The sequence below is a fragment of the Campylobacter sp. RM15925 genome, from assembly GCF_012978775.1.
Taxonomy (GTDB): Bacteria; Campylobacterota; Campylobacteria; order Campylobacterales; family Campylobacteraceae; genus Campylobacter_A; species Campylobacter_A canis.
This window is the reverse complement of record NZ_LIWP01000012.1, coordinates 14,605-34,625: the sequence shown is the minus strand read 5'-3', so window position 1 is coordinate 34,625 and position 20,021 is coordinate 14,605. Positions and strand designations below refer to the sequence as shown.

At 35.7% G+C, this 20,021-nt stretch carries 17 protein-coding genes, 1 tRNA gene and 2 pseudogenes; 7 read left to right on the top strand and 13 right to left on the bottom strand.

Going from position 1 to position 20,021, the window contains the following annotated elements; translation table 11 throughout:
* Positions 1–56: 56 nt before the first annotated feature.
* From CDOM15925_RS07860 to CDOM15925_RS07830, 6 genes are all read right to left on the bottom strand, one after another.
* Positions 57–983, bottom strand: coding sequence for a DUF4214 domain-containing protein (locus CDOM15925_RS07860; RefSeq protein ID WP_169942849.1), 927 nt, complete (start codon positions 981–983; stop codon positions 57–59).
* Positions 984–2,398: 1,415 nt separating this feature from the next.
* Positions 2,399–2,710 carry a hypothetical protein gene (locus tag CDOM15925_RS07850; RefSeq protein WP_169942845.1) on the bottom strand — a complete coding sequence of 104 codons (312 nt, stop codon included), beginning with the start codon at positions 2,708–2,710 and terminating at the stop codon, positions 2,399–2,401.
* Positions 2,711–2,795: 85 nt separating this feature from the next.
* On the bottom strand, positions 2,796–3,617 hold the full coding sequence (locus tag CDOM15925_RS07845) for a tyrosine-type recombinase/integrase (RefSeq protein ID WP_169942843.1): 822 nt from the start codon (positions 3,615–3,617) through the stop codon (positions 2,796–2,798).
* Between the two features lie 229 nt (positions 3,618–3,846).
* A tRNA-Leu gene (locus CDOM15925_RS07840) sits at positions 3,847–3,933 on the bottom strand.
* Between the two features lie 112 nt (positions 3,934–4,045).
* Positions 4,046–4,348 carry an HU family DNA-binding protein gene (locus CDOM15925_RS07835; RefSeq protein ID WP_169942840.1) on the bottom strand — a complete coding sequence of 101 codons (303 nt, stop codon included), beginning with the start codon at positions 4,346–4,348 and terminating at the stop codon, positions 4,046–4,048.
* Positions 4,349–4,477: 129 nt separating this feature from the next.
* Entirely contained in the window at positions 4,478–5,215 is a 738-nt protein-coding gene (locus CDOM15925_RS07830) for a YaaA family protein (RefSeq protein ID WP_169942838.1), read from the bottom strand.
* A 141-nt stretch (positions 5,216–5,356) separates the two neighbouring features.
* On the opposite strand from CDOM15925_RS07830, the gene CDOM15925_RS07825 reads away from it, so the two are divergent.
* The 3 genes and pseudogenes from CDOM15925_RS07825 to CDOM15925_RS07820 form a co-directional block, all read left to right on the top strand.
* Complete coding sequence (locus tag CDOM15925_RS07825; protein ID WP_169942836.1) at positions 5,357–7,567, top strand: flagellin N-terminal helical domain-containing protein; 2,211 nt, start codon at positions 5,357–5,359, stop codon at positions 7,565–7,567.
* An 81-nt stretch (positions 7,568–7,648) separates the two neighbouring features.
* Positions 7,649–7,963, top strand: a pseudogene (locus tag CDOM15925_RS10270) (DNA translocase FtsK 4TM domain-containing protein); the annotation flags it as partial.
* Positions 7,964–8,275: 312 nt separating this feature from the next.
* Positions 8,276–9,745, top strand: a pseudogene (locus CDOM15925_RS07820) (DNA translocase FtsK); the annotation flags it as partial.
* A 47-nt stretch (positions 9,746–9,792) separates the two neighbouring features.
* Here the strand turns inward: CDOM15925_RS07820 and truA are convergent.
* Genes truA through glmU form a run of 7 tightly spaced genes read right to left on the bottom strand, consistent with a single transcriptional unit; the run spans position 9,793 to position 16,271 of the window.
* A complete protein-coding gene (gene truA / locus CDOM15925_RS07815) occupies positions 9,793–10,635 on the bottom strand; it encodes a tRNA pseudouridine(38-40) synthase TruA (RefSeq protein WP_169942834.1) in 843 nt (280 codons plus the stop codon).
* A 1-nt stretch (position 10,636) separates the two neighbouring features.
* Positions 10,637–11,662: an LptF/LptG family permease gene (locus tag CDOM15925_RS07810; protein WP_169942832.1), complete on the bottom strand. Its 1,026-nt coding sequence runs from the start codon at positions 11,660–11,662 to the stop codon at positions 10,637–10,639.
* Positions 11,655–12,452: a prepilin peptidase gene (locus CDOM15925_RS07805; RefSeq protein WP_169942830.1), complete on the bottom strand. Its 798-nt coding sequence runs from the start codon at positions 12,450–12,452 to the stop codon at positions 11,655–11,657. The genes CDOM15925_RS07810 and CDOM15925_RS07805 overlap by 8 nt, the downstream gene beginning before the upstream one ends.
* Complete coding sequence (gene uppS / locus CDOM15925_RS07800) at positions 12,449–13,120, bottom strand: polyprenyl diphosphate synthase (RefSeq protein WP_169942828.1); 672 nt, start codon at positions 13,118–13,120, stop codon at positions 12,449–12,451. The genes CDOM15925_RS07805 and uppS overlap by 4 nt, the downstream gene beginning before the upstream one ends.
* A gap of 1 nt (position 13,121) precedes the next feature.
* A complete protein-coding gene (locus tag CDOM15925_RS07795; RefSeq protein WP_169942826.1) occupies positions 13,122–13,805 on the bottom strand; it encodes a hypothetical protein in 684 nt (227 codons plus the stop codon).
* Positions 13,802–14,977, bottom strand: coding sequence for a bifunctional phosphopantothenoylcysteine decarboxylase/phosphopantothenate--cysteine ligase CoaBC (gene coaBC, locus CDOM15925_RS07790; RefSeq protein WP_169942824.1), 1,176 nt, complete (start codon positions 14,975–14,977; stop codon positions 13,802–13,804). Before coaBC ends, CDOM15925_RS07795 begins: the two co-directional genes overlap by 4 nt.
* Positions 14,964–16,271, bottom strand: coding sequence for a bifunctional UDP-N-acetylglucosamine diphosphorylase/glucosamine-1-phosphate N-acetyltransferase GlmU (gene glmU, locus CDOM15925_RS07785; protein ID WP_169942822.1), 1,308 nt, complete (start codon positions 16,269–16,271; stop codon positions 14,964–14,966). The genes coaBC and glmU overlap by 14 nt, the downstream gene beginning before the upstream one ends.
* 157 nt (positions 16,272–16,428) lie before the next feature.
* Here glmU and CDOM15925_RS07780 point away from each other — a divergent pair, with 157 nt between their 5' ends.
* From CDOM15925_RS07780 to fliP, 4 genes are all read left to right on the top strand, one after another.
* The gene (locus tag CDOM15925_RS07780; RefSeq protein WP_169942820.1) at positions 16,429–17,547 is read left to right on the top strand and encodes a PepSY-associated TM helix domain-containing protein; all 1,119 of its coding nucleotides are present in this window, start codon (positions 16,429–16,431) and stop codon (positions 17,545–17,547) included.
* Positions 17,548–17,644: 97 nt separating this feature from the next.
* Positions 17,645–18,409 (top strand): motility protein A, encoded by a 765-nt coding sequence (locus tag CDOM15925_RS07775; RefSeq protein ID WP_169942818.1) that lies wholly within the window; start codon positions 17,645–17,647, stop codon positions 18,407–18,409.
* An 8-nt stretch (positions 18,410–18,417) separates the two neighbouring features.
* Positions 18,418–19,194, top strand: a complete 777-nt coding sequence (locus CDOM15925_RS07770) for an OmpA/MotB family protein (RefSeq protein ID WP_169942816.1) — start codon at positions 18,418–18,420, stop codon at positions 19,192–19,194.
* 9 nt (positions 19,195–19,203) lie between these two features.
* Complete coding sequence (gene fliP / locus CDOM15925_RS07765) at positions 19,204–19,938, top strand: flagellar type III secretion system pore protein FliP (protein WP_169942814.1); 735 nt, start codon at positions 19,204–19,206, stop codon at positions 19,936–19,938.
* Positions 19,939–20,021 lie beyond the last annotated feature (83 nt).

Below are 20,021 nucleotides of genomic sequence, written 5' to 3'. Positions count from 1 at the left end.
CCACTTAAATGCAGTCACTAAAACAAAGAGGATAAGATCAACCCTCTTTGTTTTATTTATCCTACTAAGGCAAATCCATCATCGGTGTTATTGGTTAGTACGCCTGAAAGTTTGATATTTGTATCGTTTGAGTTTGTGTCAGGATTTTCATTTTCATATCCAAACAAATTTGTGACTTTTTGTGGAGAGCCTATAATAGAATTCCAGACATCGGTTAATAATGGAGCACCTTTGGCTTGTTCTTTTATCATTGATGTTATCTCTTCCGGACTTACCTCATAAACACCATCTTTATTAGAATCTATTGGACCTACTCTCCCTAGCTCTAGCACGTTATGTGCTTTTTCTTGATTGATTTCAGGAAATAGATTCTTTATATGTATCAAAGCATTGTCTATGAAATCATGCTGAAAATCGTTCATTGATGACATAAGTGCTACCATTCCAATCATCTCCAATACATTCATATCAGATGTTACATTTTGCCCAATTGCAACAAACCCTTTTATTTGTTCGTTTATCGGAAGTGGATTCCCATCTTTATCTATTACAGGAACACCTGTACTCACTTTGCTCGTCCATTCGGCTGTTTTTAGCTTATTATGATAAAGTTGCTGTGCCTTTTTAGCGGCAGGATATGCAAATATCTGATTTTCGGCAGCATCTAGCATGTTTACTACAACTTCGCCTTTGCTCATACCATTATCGATATGGCTAGCCCAGAAAGCTACTCCTTCGGGATCTACGGTTTTATCTTTACCCAAAAGATTTTTATATATATGATCTATAAAATCTATTGAGCTATCCTTACCCTTGAAAAAATCCTTGCTCACTTGGGTGTCTAGCATTGCATTAGCAGTGTCGGCGATAGACATTCCTTTTGCGTTTGCCTCTTTGAGCCAGTATTGTTGTCCCTCTTTTTCTGGTGCTCTATTATAAAGCGTTAAATAAAGCGAATTTATATCTTTGTTGGTTAATCCCATTTTTTTATCCTTTGTATAAAATAAAGTACAATTAGTTCGATATTTAATGATTTGTTTTAATTGAATAAAGAAGATATAAATATACCAAAAGTTTCTTAAAATTAACTATATATTAATTTTTTGTTTATTTTTTTAGTAAATTTTTAATTTTTTTTATGAAAAGAATAGGAGTAAATATCTATAAGCCCTATATTGCTGTTTTTATTTAAAAAAATATCTTCAAAAAAACTGTAAAATAATAACTTTCAGTTAATATTAAGTATATTGGTTAATAATTTAATTTATTTTTATTAATGTTTACGAAGTTGACTCCAGTGTTTCGGAGATTGACTTTTAATTTATTTACTTCTATGCTAATTCTAATAGGCTTGCCTCCTGTGCAAGCTTTTTCTGTTTTGCATCCGTAGATGATAGATTCTCTTTCAAATTGATCAGACTCTCTTACAATAAGATATGTTGTATCGATTGAATTCTTAAAGCTTAAACTTCCAAGGTGCGTATAGTTTGATTTTAGTTGATGGTTTAAAATATTACACAAGAGTGATAATTATCTCTTGTGAACTTTAATTTTGACATTAAATTTTTAACATATAAGTAATCAATCATACCATGCTCCATTATATCTCTGATAGAATCTATGGCTATTGTTAAAATTGATATGTTATTGTCTATTTGATTGATATTATAAATCTGTTCTTTCTTTGTCTCTAAATCTATTTCAAGCTTTCTAATTTGCTCTTTTTGTTATTGAATTTGCTTAAAAATTTAGGCTTTTAATGGCTATAGTTATAATCTAAAAAGATGCTGCCATTCAAACTATAGCTATTCCACCTAGAATGCGTACAACGATAGTTGATGTCGGCATTGTATTTTTTATTGCCATGTTTGTCTCAATGAAAGAATTTTGCGACTTTACGATTTCGTCTTTAGTCACTATTGTATTTTTAATCCAAGCGTTTGTTTTTATTCCGATATATTTTGTGATCTCGCTTGCTTTTTGATCCATCTCTTTTATTGTTTTTAAGATTTCTTCTTTAGTTTTTTGGTCTCAAGAGCAGATTTTTCTAGAGCAAAATTTGCGGTTGTCACCTCTTTTATTGAAGATTGATTAATTATGATTCCCATGAATCAATCCCCTCTTGATTAGTACTGTTATCACCTTTCAGTATCTGTAGTTTTTATATCTTTATTTTTGATTATCCATATCTTAATTTTGCTTCACAAAATGAGTTGTTTAATACTCTTGTTTTCAGGCTTTTAGCTCCTCTTTAGATATCTTTATTATAAAACAGCTAAATTTTTCAAAGCTTATGGGTTATTTCAAAGTATTTTGCTTGATGATTTCTTGAGCGCCCAGCGCTAAAAGACATCCAACTCTTTTTAGTTTCTTTTTATTACTTTCTTATTTTTATCTCCTATATAATTTTTGAAAAGTCATATAAGGAGATTAAATATTGATCCCACCAATTGCATAGCACATATAGCATATCTTGAATTTCATGATCGTCGTATCTAAGTTCGAGATATGCAGCTTCTACATCCGTCATTGCAGGAATATGATACAAGTACATTTTGATAATATAATTTGGAATTCGATGCTCCATTTGTTTTTTCATAGCAAAAGTTCTAAAGGTTCCTCTTAGTCCGTGTTTTGTGATACCTGATATTTTTGTTAGAAAATAGTTAATCTGCTGATCCGCAATTCCTGAATATATATATGCCTTCATGCTTTTGAAGCCTTTTTAATTCTTTGAGAATTTTTAACACTGTTTTAGAGATTGGTAAAATAAAGTTTTGTCTTGAATTTTCAGTTCACTTCTCTGTCTTCATTCTATTTTTAGGTATATAAATGCAACTATCGTCAAAATTTATATCCGACCATTTAAGATTAAATAGGTTCATCGATCTCAAAGCAGTCTCAAGCGTAAAAAATATAAGTATCTTTTTTCTAATGTTGATTTTTGAATTTGCTACAGATTTTAAAAAATTTTCAAGATCAACTTGATTTATAATCTTTTGATGATGTTTTGAGTTTCTTCTGGAAGGAGTTTCGTAGTGTTTTGAAAAGTTAAAATTTTCTAAAATATTCTCTTTGATATATCCTTGCTTTTTGGCGAATAGAAAAATATTTTGTAGTATGTAAAATAGTTTAACATTTGCGGCAGGATATTTCTCAGGTTCATTGAAAATATCAAATTTTAGCTCATTTAATTCAATATCATCGATTGGTTTTAATGCTATTTCTAAGGGTAGTATATGTTTAGATACCCTTATTTGATAACTTCGTAAAGTGCCGGCTTTGAATTTTAGAATATCTTGAGCATACACAAGAAATTTTTTATAAGCTTCTTGTAAAGTAATCAGTTGCTTTATTATATATCCCGTTTCTTCTAGCTGATTTAAAATTTCTATTCTTTTTCTATATGCTGTTTCAAACTTCATATAAGGATATTCACCTATTTTCATATAGCGTACTTTTTCATTTCCGTACCTGTATAGCCTTATCATCTTCTTCTGCTTTGGAGAAATTTCTAGCTTGAATCTGTCGTGTCTGGGTATTGGTAGACGCAGAATTATATTTTTCTTGTTGTTTTGTTTTTCGATCCATTGATCGATCTCTTGAAATTTTTTCATTTTTCACCTCTTGTAATTTTTGAATTACATCTAATTATAGTGATTCTGAAAACATCAAAAAATGACACAAAAAATTAAAAAATTTATATAGTTTTTTAAAATACATATATAATTGTTTATTATCATTTCTATTAAGCTATGCTTAAGCTAAAAAGAAGATAATAGCGATAATATCGGCATTTGTAAAAAAACAAAACTATTGAATTGTAAAGGATTATAAAAGAGTATATGGTGCCCGAGGTCGGACTCGAACCGACACAAGGTTGCCCTTACCAGATTTTGAGTCTGGCGCGTCTACCAGTTTCACCACTCGGGCCAAAAAAGAATTGTATTTTACCTAAAAGAGATAAAAGATATATTAAATTTTGAAAGAATATTTAAAATTTGGATAAATAAGAAGCTCCGCAAGGAGCTTCTATGAAAAGAAATTATTTCTTTTTGCCTTTTTTGCCGGCACCAGCCACAACAGCTTCTTTAAGTTTTTTGCCAACTTTAAATTTGACAGCTTTGCTAGCAGGAACATCAATTACTTTTTTTGTTCCAGGAACTCTTGCTTTTCTAGCAGCTCTATCAGCTGTGCTGAAAGTTCCAAAACCTATAAAGCTAACGCTACCGCCAGCAGTAAGCGCCTCTTTGATTGTCTCTAAAGCAGCGTCAACAACTTTTAGAGAATCTTTTTTAGAAAGACCAGCCTTGTCGGCAACAGCTTGAATAAATTCAGCTTTTTTCATAGAACCATCCTTTTAAGAAGTGATATAATCGCATTTTACAACGTTTTTTAAAAAAACACAATAGTTTTTTAAGCTAAATTTGAACAAAAATAAGTTTTTTTTAATAAAAAAGGCACAATTTTACGATTTTTATAAAATTTCCACCAAAAATTCGTTTTTAAGGCCACTTTTTTTGATATCAATTAGCATTAAGTTATTTATCGTTAGTTTCCCAAGTTCTTTAATTGTTTTTATATCTGCTTTGGCAACCTCTTTTAGCACTATTCCTCGGTATGCTTTAGCGTAATGACTAACGACTTTACCGTCTTTTATAAATTTAAATGTGGCGAAAGGAACTTTAATGTTATAAAATTTTTCATAAAATCCAGCGCGAAGATCTAAAACCGCTTGATTGCCTATCCATGCGTCAATCTCCTTTGAGAAGTTGTCTTTGTAAAATTTCTCTATATTTAGTCCGTTTATTTTTTCGCCCTGTTTTAGTTTGTATTCTACTATTTCATCGCCTGCCAGTACGCCACCATATAAATTTGAAAATATGAGCACGTTTTTATCTATGAAATTTTGAGCGTCTTTATCTAAGTTTCTATAATCTAAATGTTTATATGCAACTCCTTCATATCTTAAGACCGCTTTTATAACGCTTCTTTTAAAAATATCTTCTCTTAGATCATCGTATTCATCGCTCTTTTTATATCCAAATAGCTTTAAAATTTGATCTTCTGAAGCGGATTTTAAAAATTCATTATAAGCGTTTAAAATTTCCATTCTTTTTTCATATAAATTTGGAAATATAAAGCTATCTTTGTTCATAAATTTCGTAGATTTTATGGCGGTTTTGGCTTCGCTTGGGGAAAACAAAATTTTCATCATGATGCCTTATGGTTTGAAATTAAAATTTAAAAACAGATGATACTCTAAACTAAATAAATTTTAGATTTTGACGATATTTTGCACGTTGGAACTTTATTTGCTTTTAAAGTTTAATTAAAATTTAATTAGGAATTGGCGATGCGAATTACAAACCAGATGATGAAATTTAATGATAATTACAACTATCAAACAAACATGAGAGAGCTTCATAGGCTAAATACTCAAATTTCAAGCGGGCTTAAGATACAAAATTCCTTTGAAGATAGCAGTATCTATAATGACGGAATGAGGCTTGATTATGAAGTTGCAACTCTTGAGCAGATAAAGGACGCTACATCTAAAGCAAGCAGTTTTTCTTTAAATACCGATAAATCTTTAAAGGATTTTAAAGAAAAGCTTGAGCTGTTTAAGTCAAAGCTCGTTCAAGCAGGTAATCAACATCACTCAAAGACCTCCAGAGAAGCTCTTGCAAACGATCTGCAAGGCATAAAAAATCATCTTGTAAATATCGCAAACACATCAATCAACGGACAATTTTTGTTTTCGGGAAGCGCCATAAACACTAAGCCTATCAACGGAACTACAAATGAGTATTTTGGAAATTCTCAGCTCATGAACGTAGTTGGAGGCTCGAAGGTAAATTTGCCTTATAATCTAACGGGAAGCGAGCTATTTTTGGGTAGAGATATGGATTACAACAAGCTTTTAAGCGCCAATGTTTCACTAACCGATCAGAGCATACTTAACAGACAAGATAACGTAAGATACCTAAATGAAGAGAGTAAGCTTCAAAACATGATAGGCTTTAACTATCTAAAAGATGAAACAGGGCTTTCGGATCTTGACTTTGTCGGACCAAATGCTAAGAAATTTCAAAATACAACTTTTTTCCTTCAAGGCAAAAAGCCTGACGGAACTTCATTTACGAGCAAATTTCAAATGACTTCCGATGCTTCCATAAAAGATCTGCTAGAAAAAATAGGCACCGAATACGGCAACACACCAAATAGCAAAGCCGTAGAAGTTACGATAAATAACCAGGGACAAATTAACATAAAAGATCTAACTAAAGGAAATCAGGTTATTGATTTTCATATGATAGGCGCTACGGCAAAGATTGCGGACGTAAATTCTTTAACTAATGCAAATATAAACAACGCTTCTAATGCATTTAACGCCATTAATAGCATGAAAGACCTGAAAGCTCTTAAAGGCGCCAATCCTAATGATTTTGTGATAACCGAATTTGTAAAGAGTAATTACACAAATTTAGATGGTAGCAAGTCTAATGCTTTTGATTACGATAAAGTAAATTTTAAAAACGAAGGAAAACATGTAATAGGAACCGTTTCGCAGATTTCAAGAGCGACGGGTAATTATGCTACGGACAAGACGACTTTAAGCGAAGTTGCGGGAACTAAAAATTTATATGACGGCGAAAAAGGCAAATACAATATCGACGGTCAAAATATACAGATGAAGATCAAATCAAAGAGCGGAGTGGAGTATTCGGTAAATATAAGGCTAGTAGGAGCCAATGCCAATGTAGCCATATCTCACACAAGGCCTGACGGAACGGTTGTGGATTATCAAGCTCCTATATGGGATAGTAGATATAACCCTGTTACAAATCAAACAGAAGGTGTTAGAACGCCTGCTAAAGACGTTACTTTTAGGCAGATAAATGATATCATAGCTATGGTTGCTAGCGATAACGTTCCTACCGTAGATACCGACTATGAAGAGTATCAAAAAGGCATAAAAGCGGCACAAGGAAGCGTTGAAGTAAACATGGATCATAGAGGCAGGATAAAAGTTACCGATATGCAAAATGCAAATACTTCTATAGAAATTGGAATTTTTGATAATAGAAATTCGGATAAATTCGCAGGAGATAGCACCGGAAATACTCCCGCTACGTCTCAAGGCGTGGGCTCGGTATTTACTTTTTCTGCAAATAACGGCGTTACTTTAGATGAGCCAAGCGTTGATATATTTGCCGATCTTGATAAGATGATAGAGGCTGTTAGGCTTGGACAGTATAGGGCTGACGCAAACGGTCCTGATCCTAGAAACTCCGGAATCCAAGGAGCTATCGAAAGAGTAGATCACATCTTTGATCATGTAAATAAGCTTCATACGAAAGTAGGAGCGATTTCTAGCTCGCTAAAAGATACGAATTTAAGAGCGGGAATCCTCTCGGTAAACGTCCAGACAGTTAAGTCAGAAGTCATAGATGCCGACTACGGAAAAACCTATATGAATTTGATGCAAAAGGTAATGAGTTATCAAGCAATGCTTCAGTCGGTTGCAAAGGTAAATCAACTAAGTCTCTTAAACTATATGTAAAATTACGCTATAATCAGACTTTTAAATAAAGGATTTAAGATTTTACGAGAGTCGATTTTAGTTATAGTTGTGTTTTTTTTGATGTTTTTTGGAGCTGCCACGATAGCTCCTGATGCAAATTTCGTAGGAAGCTTCGGTAAAATTTTAGGTGAAGTAAATTACGAACTATTTGGCTTTATAGCTTATATTTATCCGTTTGCTTTGATATTTTTTGCCTACTACGTATATAAATTTTTTAATAAATTTAATCTTGACTTTGCTCAGCTTGTGCTTGGGCTTGTTATTTTATTTTTTGCATTTTTGATGTTTCAAGCTATTTCAAGCTCCACTCAAGCGGGTATCATAGGCGGTTTTTGTATAAACGCACTCAAAGATGTAGTGGGAGTGATAGGCTCATGGGTTTTTATAGTGATGCTTTTTGTGCTTGCATTTGGGCTGATAGCTCAAGAAAATATAGCGGTAGTGTTAAAAAAAGCTTTTGTAGAACCTACCGCAAGAGATACTTATGCCGATCATAAATTTGAGCAGCCAAGACAGATAACTCAGAAAAAATCCACACAAAAAGCCAAAAAAAAAGAGATAAAAGATAAAAATATCGCTGATAATGAAGATAGCGATAGTGAAAATTTAGCAGATTTTATTGATGTAGAGACCGAAGATATCGGCAGTAAAAATATATCTACCATAAACGGCGTTGAAATTTTAAATGAAGTGGCAGAAAACAAAAAGCTTCTTGATGAGATAGAAAAAGGCAAGATTGAAAAACCAAAGGATTTTGTGCTTCCGCCTCTTAAATTTCTAAACGATCCACCAAAGCGCTCTCATAATTTCAATGAAGTTGAGATCGATCAAAAGATATCCGATCTGCTTGATAAATTGCGTAAATTTAAGATAGACGGCGATGTGGTTCGCACTTATACGGGACCTATCGTTACTACGTTTGAGTTTCGTTTGGCTCCGCATATAAAGGTGAGTAAAATTTTGACCTTGCAAGATGATATTGCTATGGCTTTGCGCGCTCAGACTATCCGTATCCAAGCGCCAATCCCCGGCAAAGATGTGGTGGGTATAGAGGTGCCAAACCAAAATATCGAGACGATTTATCTAAAAGAAATTTTAGATAGCGAAATTTATAAAAAAGCCTCAAGCCCTCTTACTATCGCGCTTGGTAAAGACATAGTAGGGGCGCCTTTTATCACCGATCTTAAAAAGCTTCCGCATCTTCTTATAGCGGGAACCACCGGAAGCGGTAAGAGCGTGGGCATAAACGCCATGCTTTTAAGCTTGCTTTATAGAAATAGCCCTCAGACTCTGCGCCTTATGATGATAGATCCTAAGATGCTTGAATTTAGCATTTATAACGATATCCCGCACCTCTTAACTCCTGTTATCACTCAAGCCAAACAGGCTATCACCGCGCTTGCAAATATGGTTGCCGAGATGGAGCGCAGAAATAAGATTATGAGCCATACTCGCACGAAAAATATCGAGAGTTATAACGAAAAGATGAAAGCCGAAGGCGGCGAACAGTTTCCTTATATAGTGGTTATCATCGACGAATTAGCAGATCTTATGATGACAAGTGGCAAGGATGTGGAGCTGTATATCGGAAGGCTTGCACAGATGGCTAGGGCAAGCGGAATTCACCTAATCGTAGCTACTCAGCGACCAAGCGTGGATGTGGTAACGGGTCTCATAAAGGCAAATTTGCCAAGTCGTATCAGTTATAGAGTAGGGCAAAGGATCGACAGTAAGGTAATCCTTGATCAAATGGGCGCTGAAAGCCTCTTGGGGCGAGGCGATATGCTATTTACGCCTCCCGGAAGCCCGGGTATCATCAGGCTTCATGCGCCGTTTGCTAGCGAAAAAGAGATAGAAACGATAGTGAATTTCTTAAAAGAGCAGCAAGAAGTTGTTTATGACGAGAAATTCTTAAAAGAAGACGGCGCAACTTCAGGCTCCGGCGGCGAAGGTTCCGGCGAGGCTCTTGCCGGCGAGCTTGACGAGCTTTACGAAGAGGCTAAAGAGATTGTTCTAAGCGAGCAAAAAACTTCCATCAGCTACCTTCAAAGGCGCCTTAAGATAGGATATAATAGAGCTGCAACGATAATCGAGCAGATGGAACAAATGGGAGTGCTAAGTCCTGTTAATGCCAAAGGACAAAGGGAGATTTTGTAAATTTGGCTTTTTAGATAAAACTTTGCTTTTTAATTGATTTTGAGCAGTTAGTAAAAAACTCTATTTAAATAAAGCCCGTTTGGCGGTGCGGGCATGCGAGTAATGGCTCTTTGTTCGTAAATCGCCTTGCATAAAAGCTCTTTTGCTTTTTTGAAATTTTCATCTTGGATAGAATTTGTATCGGTATTGTTGCTTAAATTGTCACTAGTGCGCAAAATTTCACTATATCTAGTAATTTTACTTTCGTTTTTATTTAATTTGCCGATTTGAGCAAGCTCTAAAGCCTTGAAAACGCTAGCTATCATAAGGCGAATTTGAGCTCTTAAAAATCCGTTTGCCTTAAAAACTATGATGGTTTTTTCTCCACGAGAGTAGCAAAACGCTTTTGTTATCTTGCGCACCGGACTTTTTACTTCGCTTCCAAGCTTCATAAATGCGCTAAAGTCGTGCTCTCCGATAAAGAGCGCAAGAAGTTCATTGGCTTTTTTTAGATCAAATTTTAATAAAAATGTATAATACTGACTTAAAAATGGACTAAATTCGCCATGGTTGATGATGTATCGATACTGCCTAAATTTAGCGTCATAACGCGGATGAAAGCTTTCATCTACTTTTGAAATTTGTTTTATGTGAATATGCGGATGAGCGTGACGGTTGATTAAATTTGCAAGCTTTTTAAAGTCCTTAAAATGCTCGCCACACTCTACGCATGCGACTTGATTATTTGCATGCACATCCTTATCGGTTCTTGAACTTGAGATGATTTTGCCAAAAATTCCTACATGTGCTAAAGCCGAGCTTAAGATGTCTTCTACACCGTTTTCGTGCGGTTGGGTTTGAGAGCCTTGAAATTTAGACCCGTCGTAACTAAATATTAGTTTTATCTTCAAGCTAATATCTCTTAACGATTTTCTTTTTATAAAATATAATAGAGCTTATTAAAAATAGCAAAAATACCGATGGTATCGCTATCATCGCCTTTGATGAGAGCAGCATGATAAGCGCAAAATAAACAAACAGTACACCAAAAATTCCAAAATATATAAAGCCTTTTTCATATCTGTACGTAACCACCCCAAAGCTTATGGCAAATAAAGTGGTCGCAAGCGGAAACAGGGCGATCAAAGTAAAAGTTGCAAAATCTTTGGCTCTTTTTTTGTTGGTTTTGATATCTTTCCAATACTCTATAAACGAGAGTGTTTTTGATATGTTGTCGTTTGAAAACGTATGAAGCTTCATGTATTTAAAGTCCGCTTGATGCCATACGTCGTCTTTGATATCGTAAATTTTGCCGCTATTTAGCTGAAGTTCTAAATTCGAAGCGTTGTTTATGATCTTTGCGTTATCCGCTATGATCACTCTTTGAGCTCCCGCTTGAGGAGAATAAAGAGTAACTCTCTCGTATGTCGTGCCGTTATCATCACTTTTTTCGCTTTGTATATAGACCATCCAGTTTGAAAATTTTTGTCCGAATTGAGTTGTTTTTAGATTAAGCTTGGCGACCGTTTTTTTGTATTCTATAAAATTTTCGTTTAGCTCAACGGCAGTAGGTATCAAAACTATCGCAACTATAAGTAAAAATGCCGAAACAAGACCGCTTAAAATGATAAAAAACCTAGCTATAAAATTTGGCGAGTGCCCGAGGGTAAATATAACAATACTTTCGTTTTCTTTAGATAGTCTAAAAAGCGTCATCGCTAAAGATACGAAAAACGCTATGGGAATAGTAAATAAAAGCACGCGCGGCAACATAAACAAATACAGCTTAAATAGCTCAAAAAATGTTATCTCTATATATGAAGTTATGCGCGCGATCTGTATAAAAAATACAATCGACATAATGAGAAATAGAGTCGAAAATAGCGAAGCGAAAGTGCTTATGAAATTCGTAAAAAGATACCTACTTACTCTACCCATATAAATACTCTAAAAACTCTAAAAAATTAGCTTTAAAAACATAAACCGTAAGCAGCCCAAGGCTTAAAAAAGGTACAAAAGGTAGCTCATATCCTCTTTTTCTAACCGCCATATAAGCAGGCAGAGTTAAAATAGCCGCGACATATATCGCCATTAAACCAAGCTTGATACCTAAAATCGCTCCCATAACTCCGGCTATAAATATATCGGCACTTCCCATAGCTTCGCGTTTCATAGCAAGGCTTACGACAAATCTTAACAGCCAAAAGGCAAACATAAAAATAGCAGCGCTTATAACTCCATCAAAGTTAAACTCAAAGCCTTTGTATGATCCCAAAGCAGGCACTAGCGAATAAATAATCGCAAAAGCCACACTTGTAAAAAGAAGTGGATCCGGAACGGCTTTGTATCTAAAATCAATGGCACTAAGACAAAGTAAAATTATAAAACAAACCCCGATAATAAGAGCTTTTAGAAGCTGCATATAATCAATATCTGAAATTTGAGCATTTGATGTTTCGTGAAAAAACGCAAGCACCATAAGAACTCCGCTTAAAATTTCCACTAAAGGGTACTGAAAGCTGATTTTTTCTTTACAAAATGCACATTTGCCGCCCAAAAAGAGCCATGATAAAATTGGCACATTGTGATAAAATTTAAGTGGCGTTTTGCAGCTTTGACAGTGCGATGCAGGGAAATTTATGCTCTGTCCAAGCGGCATTCTGTATATCAAAACATTTCCAAAAGAGCCTATTGCTGCACCTAAAATAAAATAAAATATCGCTATCATAATCCACCAAACCTTCTTTTTGTATTTTTAAACTTATCAACTATATCACCTAGCTCACTACTCGTAAAATCAGGCCAGAAAGTATCTGTATAAGCAAGCTCTGCGTAACTTGCCTGCCAAAGCATGAAATTTGAAAGTCTTTGCTCTCCTCCCGTTCGCACAAGCAGATCGATCGCTTCGCTCTCATCAAGACAAGCGTTTAAATTCGCTTCGTTTAACTCCAAATTCTGCTCGTTTAGCCTCTTGAAAGCTCTTAAAATTTCATCTTTTGCGCCGTAGTTTATGGCTAAATTTAGCTTTAGTTTTTTATTTTCTTGCGTGAGGTTTTCAAGGTTTATTATCTCTTCTTTCAATCTCGCATTAAAGGCGCTTATGTCGCCTATAGATTTAAATTTGATATCGTGTTTGACAAAAATTTCTCGCTTTGAAATAAGAAATTTTAAAAGCAAATCCATTAGAAATTTAACCTCGTTTTCAGGACGTTTCCAGTTTTCTGTGCTAAAGGCATAAAGGCTTAAAATTTCAATTTCTTTTTCAATGCAAAACCCGCAAACATCCTCAACTACCTTTGCGCCGCTTTCGTGCCCTTTAGTTCTCATGAAGCCTTGTTTTTTCGCCCATCTTCCGTTTCCGTCCATTATGATCGCCAGATGCTTTAGTTTGTTCAAATTATCCCTTAAAATCAATTATTTTGCCATTTGGCGTATAAATTTCACTCACGCTACCTAGTCGTATCTCGCACTCAAATTTTTCATTAAGAAGTTTTGCGACTTTATTAAAAGGCGTGGTGATTGATGAAATTTGAGAATTTTTAAATTCAAAAATTAGCGGAGCGAAATTTCCAAAAACAAGATAAATACTACTTGCTTTTAGCTCTTTTTTCATTTGAAAAATCCCTAAATTTTCTCCGTAAGCAAAAGGAATATGAATGATATCTTTTTGAAGAGTAAAAAGCATATCCGTATAAATTTCAAATTTTTCTTTGCTGCTTTCTTCCGCTAGTTTTAAAAAAATATAATCATAAAACCATTTTAAATTAGGCTCATTTATTATTTTTTCTATCAACTCAAGTCCGTTTTCAAGAGTGTGCAAAGGGCTGAAATTTGGTTTTTCGTATAAATTTTGTATTATGATATTTTCGCTTCCAGCACCTATCTCGCCCCAGTATTCCTTGCCTATTTTAAGCTGTTTCATGCTTTTTGTGCTGAGTGTTTTATTTTTAAATTTTAAGTTGTAGCGGTTGTAGCCTGTTTTTTCAAGCACTTTTATGCTTATAGGCAAAGATGCGTTTAAAACTACTCCACTTTGATTTCCGCTAGCTATTTTTTGTATTTTAGAAATGGTTTGTATCATAGCTCGCTTGCCAAATTTACGATACTAAGAGCTATATTTTGTTTGCTGTTAAGCGGTATTATTTGCTCGCTTTTTTTAGTTATAAAAGTTACTTCGCTAACATCTGAGCCGAATTTTACGTTTTGATCAAGCAGATTTAGGCAAACGGCATCAAGCTTTTTATCTAAAAGCATCTGTTTTGCTTTACTTTTAGCGGTTTTTGCCTCTGTTTCCATTTTGAAGCCTATTTTTTTTACATTTTTAAATTTGTCCAAGGAGGCTAATATATCGATATTTTGTTTTAAATTTAGCTGCCAAATTTCACCTAGATCCTCTTTTTTAAGCTTTCCTTTTGCAGATATTTCGGGTATGTAATCACTCACTGCTGCCGCCATGACAAGCAAATTTGCATCTTTTAGCTCATCTTCAAGGGTGTTTTTTAGCTCGTGCGAGCTTTTAAATTTAAGCGTTTTATAGGGCGTATTTTCGCATTCAAAGCTGGCAATCAGCGTTACATCCGCACCTACGTAGTAAAACGCATCAGCCAAGGCTCTTGCCATCTTTCCGCTTGATAGGTTTGTTATGGTTCTTACTTCATCTATATTTTCGCTTGTGGCTCCGCCTGATATAATGACTTTTTGACCGCTAAATTTAGCCTTGCTAAGAGCCTTTTTAACTTCGTAAATTATAGTTTGATTATCGGCTAAAGCGCCTTTTCCCATATCTTTGCAGGCCAGCATTTTATAGACAGGATCTATAAATTTAACACCGCTTTGTCTTAAAAACTCAAAGCTTTTTTGAGTTGAAAAATGATCAATCATCTTATCGTTAGCAGCCGGAGCTATTAAGATCGGTGCGGTAGATGCGATGAGAGTTTGCATAAATACATTATCGCAAATGCCGTTTGCAAGCTTGTTTATCGTATTTACCGAGGCCGGAGCTATTAGTATAAGATCCATTTTTGCATAGGCTATATGGTTAAGTCCCGCTTGCCAGTTTTCGCTCGCGCTTGTTAAAATTTGATGTTCGCTAAGCGCTTCAAATCCAAGTGCGGAGCAAAATTTCAAAGCTCCGTCGCTAAGCATAACATATACATCAGCGCCTTCTTTTTTAAGCATAGATAAAATTTCGTAAGCCTTATAAAACGCGATACTTCCGCAGACCGCAAGTAGAATTTTTTTATTTTTGAGCATCTTTTTCACCGAAAAATTTATAGAAAAATCCGCTTTTATTTACCTGTTTGCTCCTGCTTATCGCAAGCGAGCCGCTTGGTACGTCCGAGGTGACGGTGCTTCCTGCGGCTATGAGCACATCATCTCCTATCGTTACTGGAGCTATGAGTTGAGTGTCTGAGCCTATAAATACATTTTTGCCGATTATTGTTTTGTGTTTTGATTTTCCGTCGTAGTTGCAAGTGATAGTTCCACATCCTACGTTTGTGCCTTCATCTATCTGCGCATCGCCAAGATAGCTTAGATGACCCGCTTTTACTCTGTTTAGATTTGAGGCTTTTACCTCTACGAAATTTCCTATGTGAGAGTTTTTGATAACGCTTTTTGGGCGAATTCTACCAAGAGGTCCTATGCTCGAGCTTTCTATTATGCTATCTTCTACTACGCTTGAGCTTTTGATGACCGAGTCTTTTATCTCGCATGGACCGATTATACTTACGTTTTCTTGTAGTTCGCATTCTCCTTCAAATTTCGCCCTGCTATCTATATAAATAGAGTCTGCCAGACGCATCAATACGCCCTGTTTCATCCAATTTTGTTTTATCTCTTCTTGCATTATTTTTTCGGCTACGCTTAGCTGAAATTTGTCGTTTATTCCCATGAAATTTTGCTCATACACCGTTACTGCCGAGCATTTGAAATTCAGTTCGTTTGCTATTTTAACGGCATCAGTTAAATAGTATTCGTTTTGTGCGTTTTGATTTTTTATAAGCGGTAAAATTTGCTTTAAAACTTCGGTCTTAAAGGCATAACATCCCGCATTTACGCTTTTTATCATCTTTTGCGTTTCGCTTGCGTCTTTTTGCTCTACTATCGCTTCAACCATGCAGTTATTTACGATGACGCGACCATATCCGTGCGGATCTTTGGCTTCAAACACGCTTACTGCTATATCGGCACTAGCCGCACTTAGTCTAATGATATCATTTGTTTTAATTAGCGGCATATCTCCACATAGGATTATTGTTTTTTCGCTATTTAAATTTACGTTTTTAAGTGCGCCTGCAGTACCCGGGGAAAGTTTTAAATCCTGCTCGTAAATTTTGGTTTGAGGAAAAATTTCTTTGATTTTAGCTTCAACCAACTCTTTTTGATAGCTTAAAACAACGCTAACATCATCGCTTATCTCGTAAGCTTTTCTTAAAATATGTATTATCATCGGTTCGCCGCAAAGCTCAAAAATAACTTTTGGCTTTGTTGATTTCATTCTCGTGCCAAGTCCTGCGGCAAGGATGACTACGCCGATGTCGCTCATATTTTTTCCTTGAATTAAAATTTGCTAAATTTTATCTTACGCTTGCTAAATAGTTGATTAACTTGTGTTAAAGCATAGAATTTAACTAAAACTCAGTAATCATTATCGATTTTAATATGCTATAATCTCGCTTTTGATTTTACAAATAGGAATTTTGATGAGCAAGCTTTTAAAGCGTAAAAAATTTATGTTCAATATACATCTTTTACTATCTATAATTTTTACATTACCGCTTTTAATTATCGCTATTTCAGGCTCTATCATCTCTTATGAGGGCGAAATTTCAGATTTTATAAATTCTAAAAATTTACATACGGAAAAGACTTCGCAAGCCCACTTAAAACCAAGCGAAATTTTAAATAAATTTAAAGAGCAGATAAGCTCAAACCCCGTAAGACTTCAAATTTCAAACGATCTAAACAGATCGGCAAAAGTTTATAAAACAAGAGCCGAAGTTTATTTTGTAAATCCCTATGACGGCAAAATTATCGCAAAAGACGAGTCATCTGAATTTATGCGAACCGTGCTTGTTTTGCACCGAAATTTAGGCTTTGCCCTCTTTGAAAGCGACGATAGGCGAGTAAGGCTTACAGGAAAGCATATAGTAGCGGTTTGCACTATAGTCTTAATTCTGCTTTGCATATCTGGAATTTGGCTTTATTTACCGCTGCTTAGAAGAAATTTCATAAAGGCCTCAAAGTTAAATTTTAGGCTAAAAGGATATGCGTTTTTTTATAATTTGCATAGCGTGATCGGAGTTTGGCTGTTTGCGTTGCTTACTCTTATTTGTTTAACCGGACTTTACTGGTCTTACGGCTGGTACGCTAAGAGTATAAATGCTCTTTTTGCTTCAAAAACAGAAAGCAAAATGCAAAAAGGAAGATTAAGTCCTGTAAAAAGCTATGAAGGAGTGGATAAGGCTTATGAAATTTTTAAAGAAAATAAGGGTGAGGAGTATGATAGAGTTACTTTAATGATCGGTGAAAATAACTCGACTTATAATATTTTTTATTGGATGAAAGATTTTAAAAACGACAGAGCTAAGACGATACAGATAAATGTACACGACGAAAAAGTTATATTTGACAATGCAATAGACGCACCCGATCCTACTTCAAAAGTAAGACTAAGCATGTATGAGCTTCATACGGGGTATTATTTTGGAGAGATAGGCAAATTTATCTGGTGCGTAGCCTCTTTTTCAGTCGTTATTTTTGTATTGAGCGGATTTTATATGACATTTAAAAGAGCTTTTAAGCGCAGGCGAAATTTATAAATTCTCATAATGTTAATCAAAATTTAACTGCTTTTCAAGTAAAAATAACTACAATAATAAGAAAATTTTAAAATTTAAGCTTTAAAGAGAGTTTGAGATGGATTTAGGAACCGTTGTCGGTTGGATTTTGATTATGGTTTTGCTGTTTGGTGCGATGGCTATCGGCGTTGGTATCGGACCTTATATCGACATTCCTTCCGTGATGATCGTTTTTGGCGGAACTATCGGATGCTTGATGGTCGGCTTTAAGATGGAGCAGATGAAAAAGCTCTTTACTTTTTATGGAATCGCCGTAAAGCCTAGGACATTCAATCTTCAAGAGATAGTTAAAAAGATGGTTGAATACTCCACAAAAGCTCGTAGAGACGGAATTTTAGCTCTTGAAACGGACGCAAATAACGAAACTGACGAATTTCTTAAGAAGGGCCTATCTATGGCGGTTGACGGCAATGAGCCTGACGATATAAGAGCTTTGCTTGAAATAGATATGGAGCAAACCAGCTCAAGACATACCGATAATATCAAAATTTTTGATCAGATCGCAGGTTTTGCAGGCTCGATGGGCATGATAGGAACTCTCATCGGACTTGTCGCTATGCTTTTAAATATGTCCGATCCTTCTGCTATCGGCCCTTCTATGGCGGTAGCCCTCATTACTACACTTTATGGAGCGATGATAGGAAATATCCTTGGAGCGCCCGTTGCAAATATCTTAGGTATCCGAGATAAAGACGAAAGTCTTGCAAAAACGATTATAATAGAAGGTATTATGGCTATCCAAGCGGGCGATAATCCTCGTACGCTTGAGATGAAGCTTCTTTCTTTCTTGCCGCCTAAAGAGCGAGTAAGTCAGTTTAACTAAGGCTAAAAATGGCTAAGAAATTAATCGATCCCGCCGATTGTCCTAAATGTCTGCCAAGTTGGCTTGCGGCTTTTGGTGATTTGATGTCTCTTTTGCTCTGTTTTTTCGTGCTTTTATTATCAATGAGTACGATGGACGCTAAAAAGCTTGAAGCGGCGGTAGGATCGCTTGCAGGAGCTTTAAGCGTACTTGAAGGAGGCGCGAAGCCTGATGTAAGCCCTGAACAAAATCAAGACTCTCACGCTACAAGAAACAAAGAACGAACCGATGTTCAGCTAAATTTCGACCAGACCGTAAAATCCATAAATGAGCTCTTGCACGCCAGCGGCTCGCCTGAAGTTACGCTTGATGAGAGTGAAAGCGGCTTTATCATAAGACTTCCTGCAAGCTTGCTCTTTAGCAAGGGAAGTGCGGTTTTAAATAACGATGATGCTATTTTGTTTTTAAAGCGCATCGCTATGGTTATAGATAAGCTTCCAGGCGACATCGTAGCAAACGTAGTAGGACACACGGATAACGAGCTTCCAAATAGCGATAGCATATACAAAAACAACTGGGAGCTCTCTTCAGCCCGTGCTATAAGCGTCGTAGATGAGCTTATCAAAGACGGCGTAAGCCCTAAAAAGCTTATGGCCTCGGCAAAGGCCGAATTTGAGCCGTTTGCTTCAAATTCCACCGAGCAGGGCAGGGAGAAAAATCGTCGCGTAGAAATTCACTTCATCTCGCAAGATAAAGGAGACAGGGCAAAAACGCAACAAAGCATACTTGATATGCAGGGCAAGTAGGAAGCGTAAGTGAAAAAAGTTCTATTTCTGCTATTTTTTGCTTTAGCTGTTTTTGCGGATGACAACTTAACTATCCCGACCGTAAATTTAACCCTAACGGCACCCGATACGCCACAACAACTCGTAACCTCGCTAAACGTATTAATCGTTTTAACAATACTAACCCTTGCGCCTTCGCTTGTTTTTATGATGACAAGCTTTTTGCGTCTTATTATCGTGTTTTCATTTTTGCGTCAAGCGATGGGAACTCAGCAGATGCCCCCATCTACCGTGCTTATCTCGCTTGCCATGGTTCTTACATTTTTTATCATGGAGCCTGTGGTTAAGCAGTCTTATGACGTAGCCGTTAAGCCCTATCTGGATGAGAAGATAAGCTATCAAGTCGCATTTGAAGAGGGAGTTAAGCCGTTTAAAGAATTTATGATAAAAAATACCAGAGAAAAGGATTTGGCTCTGTTTTTCCGCATAAGAAATTTGCCAAATCCGCAAAATATCGAAGAAATTCCGCTAACTATAACTATGAGCGCATTTATGATAAGCGAGCTAAAGACCGCTTTTGAGATAGCGTTTTTGATATATCTGCCGTTTTTGGTTATAGATATGGTTGTAAGCTCCGTGCTTATGAGCATGGGTATGATGATGCTTCCTCCTACTATGATTTCTCTACCTTTTAAGCTGCTTATCTTTGTGCTTGTAGATGGCTGGAATCTGCTTGTTATGAATTTGGTGCGGAGTTTTCATTAGATATTTAGTGCTAAAATTTGAATAAAGGATGGCAAAGATGGCATTTAAGTACAAATTTTATCTTCCGATTAAACATCTAAGCC

Coding starts and splice junctions, on each gene's coding strand:
- CDOM15925_RS07860 (WP_169942849.1), bottom strand. CDS start 983: ATGGGATTAACCAACAAAGATATAAATTCGCTTTATTTAACGCTTTAT.
- CDOM15925_RS07850 (WP_169942845.1), bottom strand. CDS start 2,710: ATGAAGGCATATATATATTCAGGAATTGCGGATCAGCAGATTAACTAT.
- CDOM15925_RS07845 (WP_169942843.1), bottom strand. CDS start 3,617: ATGAAAAAATTTCAAGAGATCGATCAATGGATCGAAAAACAAAACAAC.
- CDOM15925_RS07835 (WP_169942840.1), bottom strand. CDS start 4,348: ATGAAAAAAGCTGAATTTATTCAAGCTGTTGCCGACAAGGCTGGTCTT.
- CDOM15925_RS07830 (WP_169942838.1), bottom strand. CDS start 5,215: ATGAAAATTTTGTTTTCCCCAAGCGAAGCCAAAACCGCCATAAAATCT.
- CDOM15925_RS07825 (WP_169942836.1), top strand. CDS start 5,357: ATGCGAATTACAAACCAGATGATGAAATTTAATGATAATTACAACTAT.
- CDOM15925_RS07810 (WP_169942832.1), bottom strand. CDS start 11,662: ATGGGTAGAGTAAGTAGGTATCTTTTTACGAATTTCATAAGCACTTTC.
- CDOM15925_RS07805 (WP_169942830.1), bottom strand. CDS start 12,452: ATGATAGCGATATTTTATTTTATTTTAGGTGCAGCAATAGGCTCTTTT.
- CDOM15925_RS07795 (WP_169942826.1), bottom strand. CDS start 13,805: ATGATACAAACCATTTCTAAAATACAAAAAATAGCTAGCGGAAATCAA.
- coaBC (WP_169942824.1), bottom strand. CDS start 14,977: ATGCTCAAAAATAAAAAAATTCTACTTGCGGTCTGCGGAAGTATCGCG.
- glmU (WP_169942822.1), bottom strand. CDS start 16,271: ATGAGCGACATCGGCGTAGTCATCCTTGCCGCAGGACTTGGCACGAGA.
- CDOM15925_RS07780 (WP_169942820.1), top strand. CDS start 16,429: ATGAGCAAGCTTTTAAAGCGTAAAAAATTTATGTTCAATATACATCTT.
- CDOM15925_RS07775 (WP_169942818.1), top strand. CDS start 17,645: ATGGATTTAGGAACCGTTGTCGGTTGGATTTTGATTATGGTTTTGCTG.
- CDOM15925_RS07770 (WP_169942816.1), top strand. CDS start 18,418: ATGGCTAAGAAATTAATCGATCCCGCCGATTGTCCTAAATGTCTGCCA.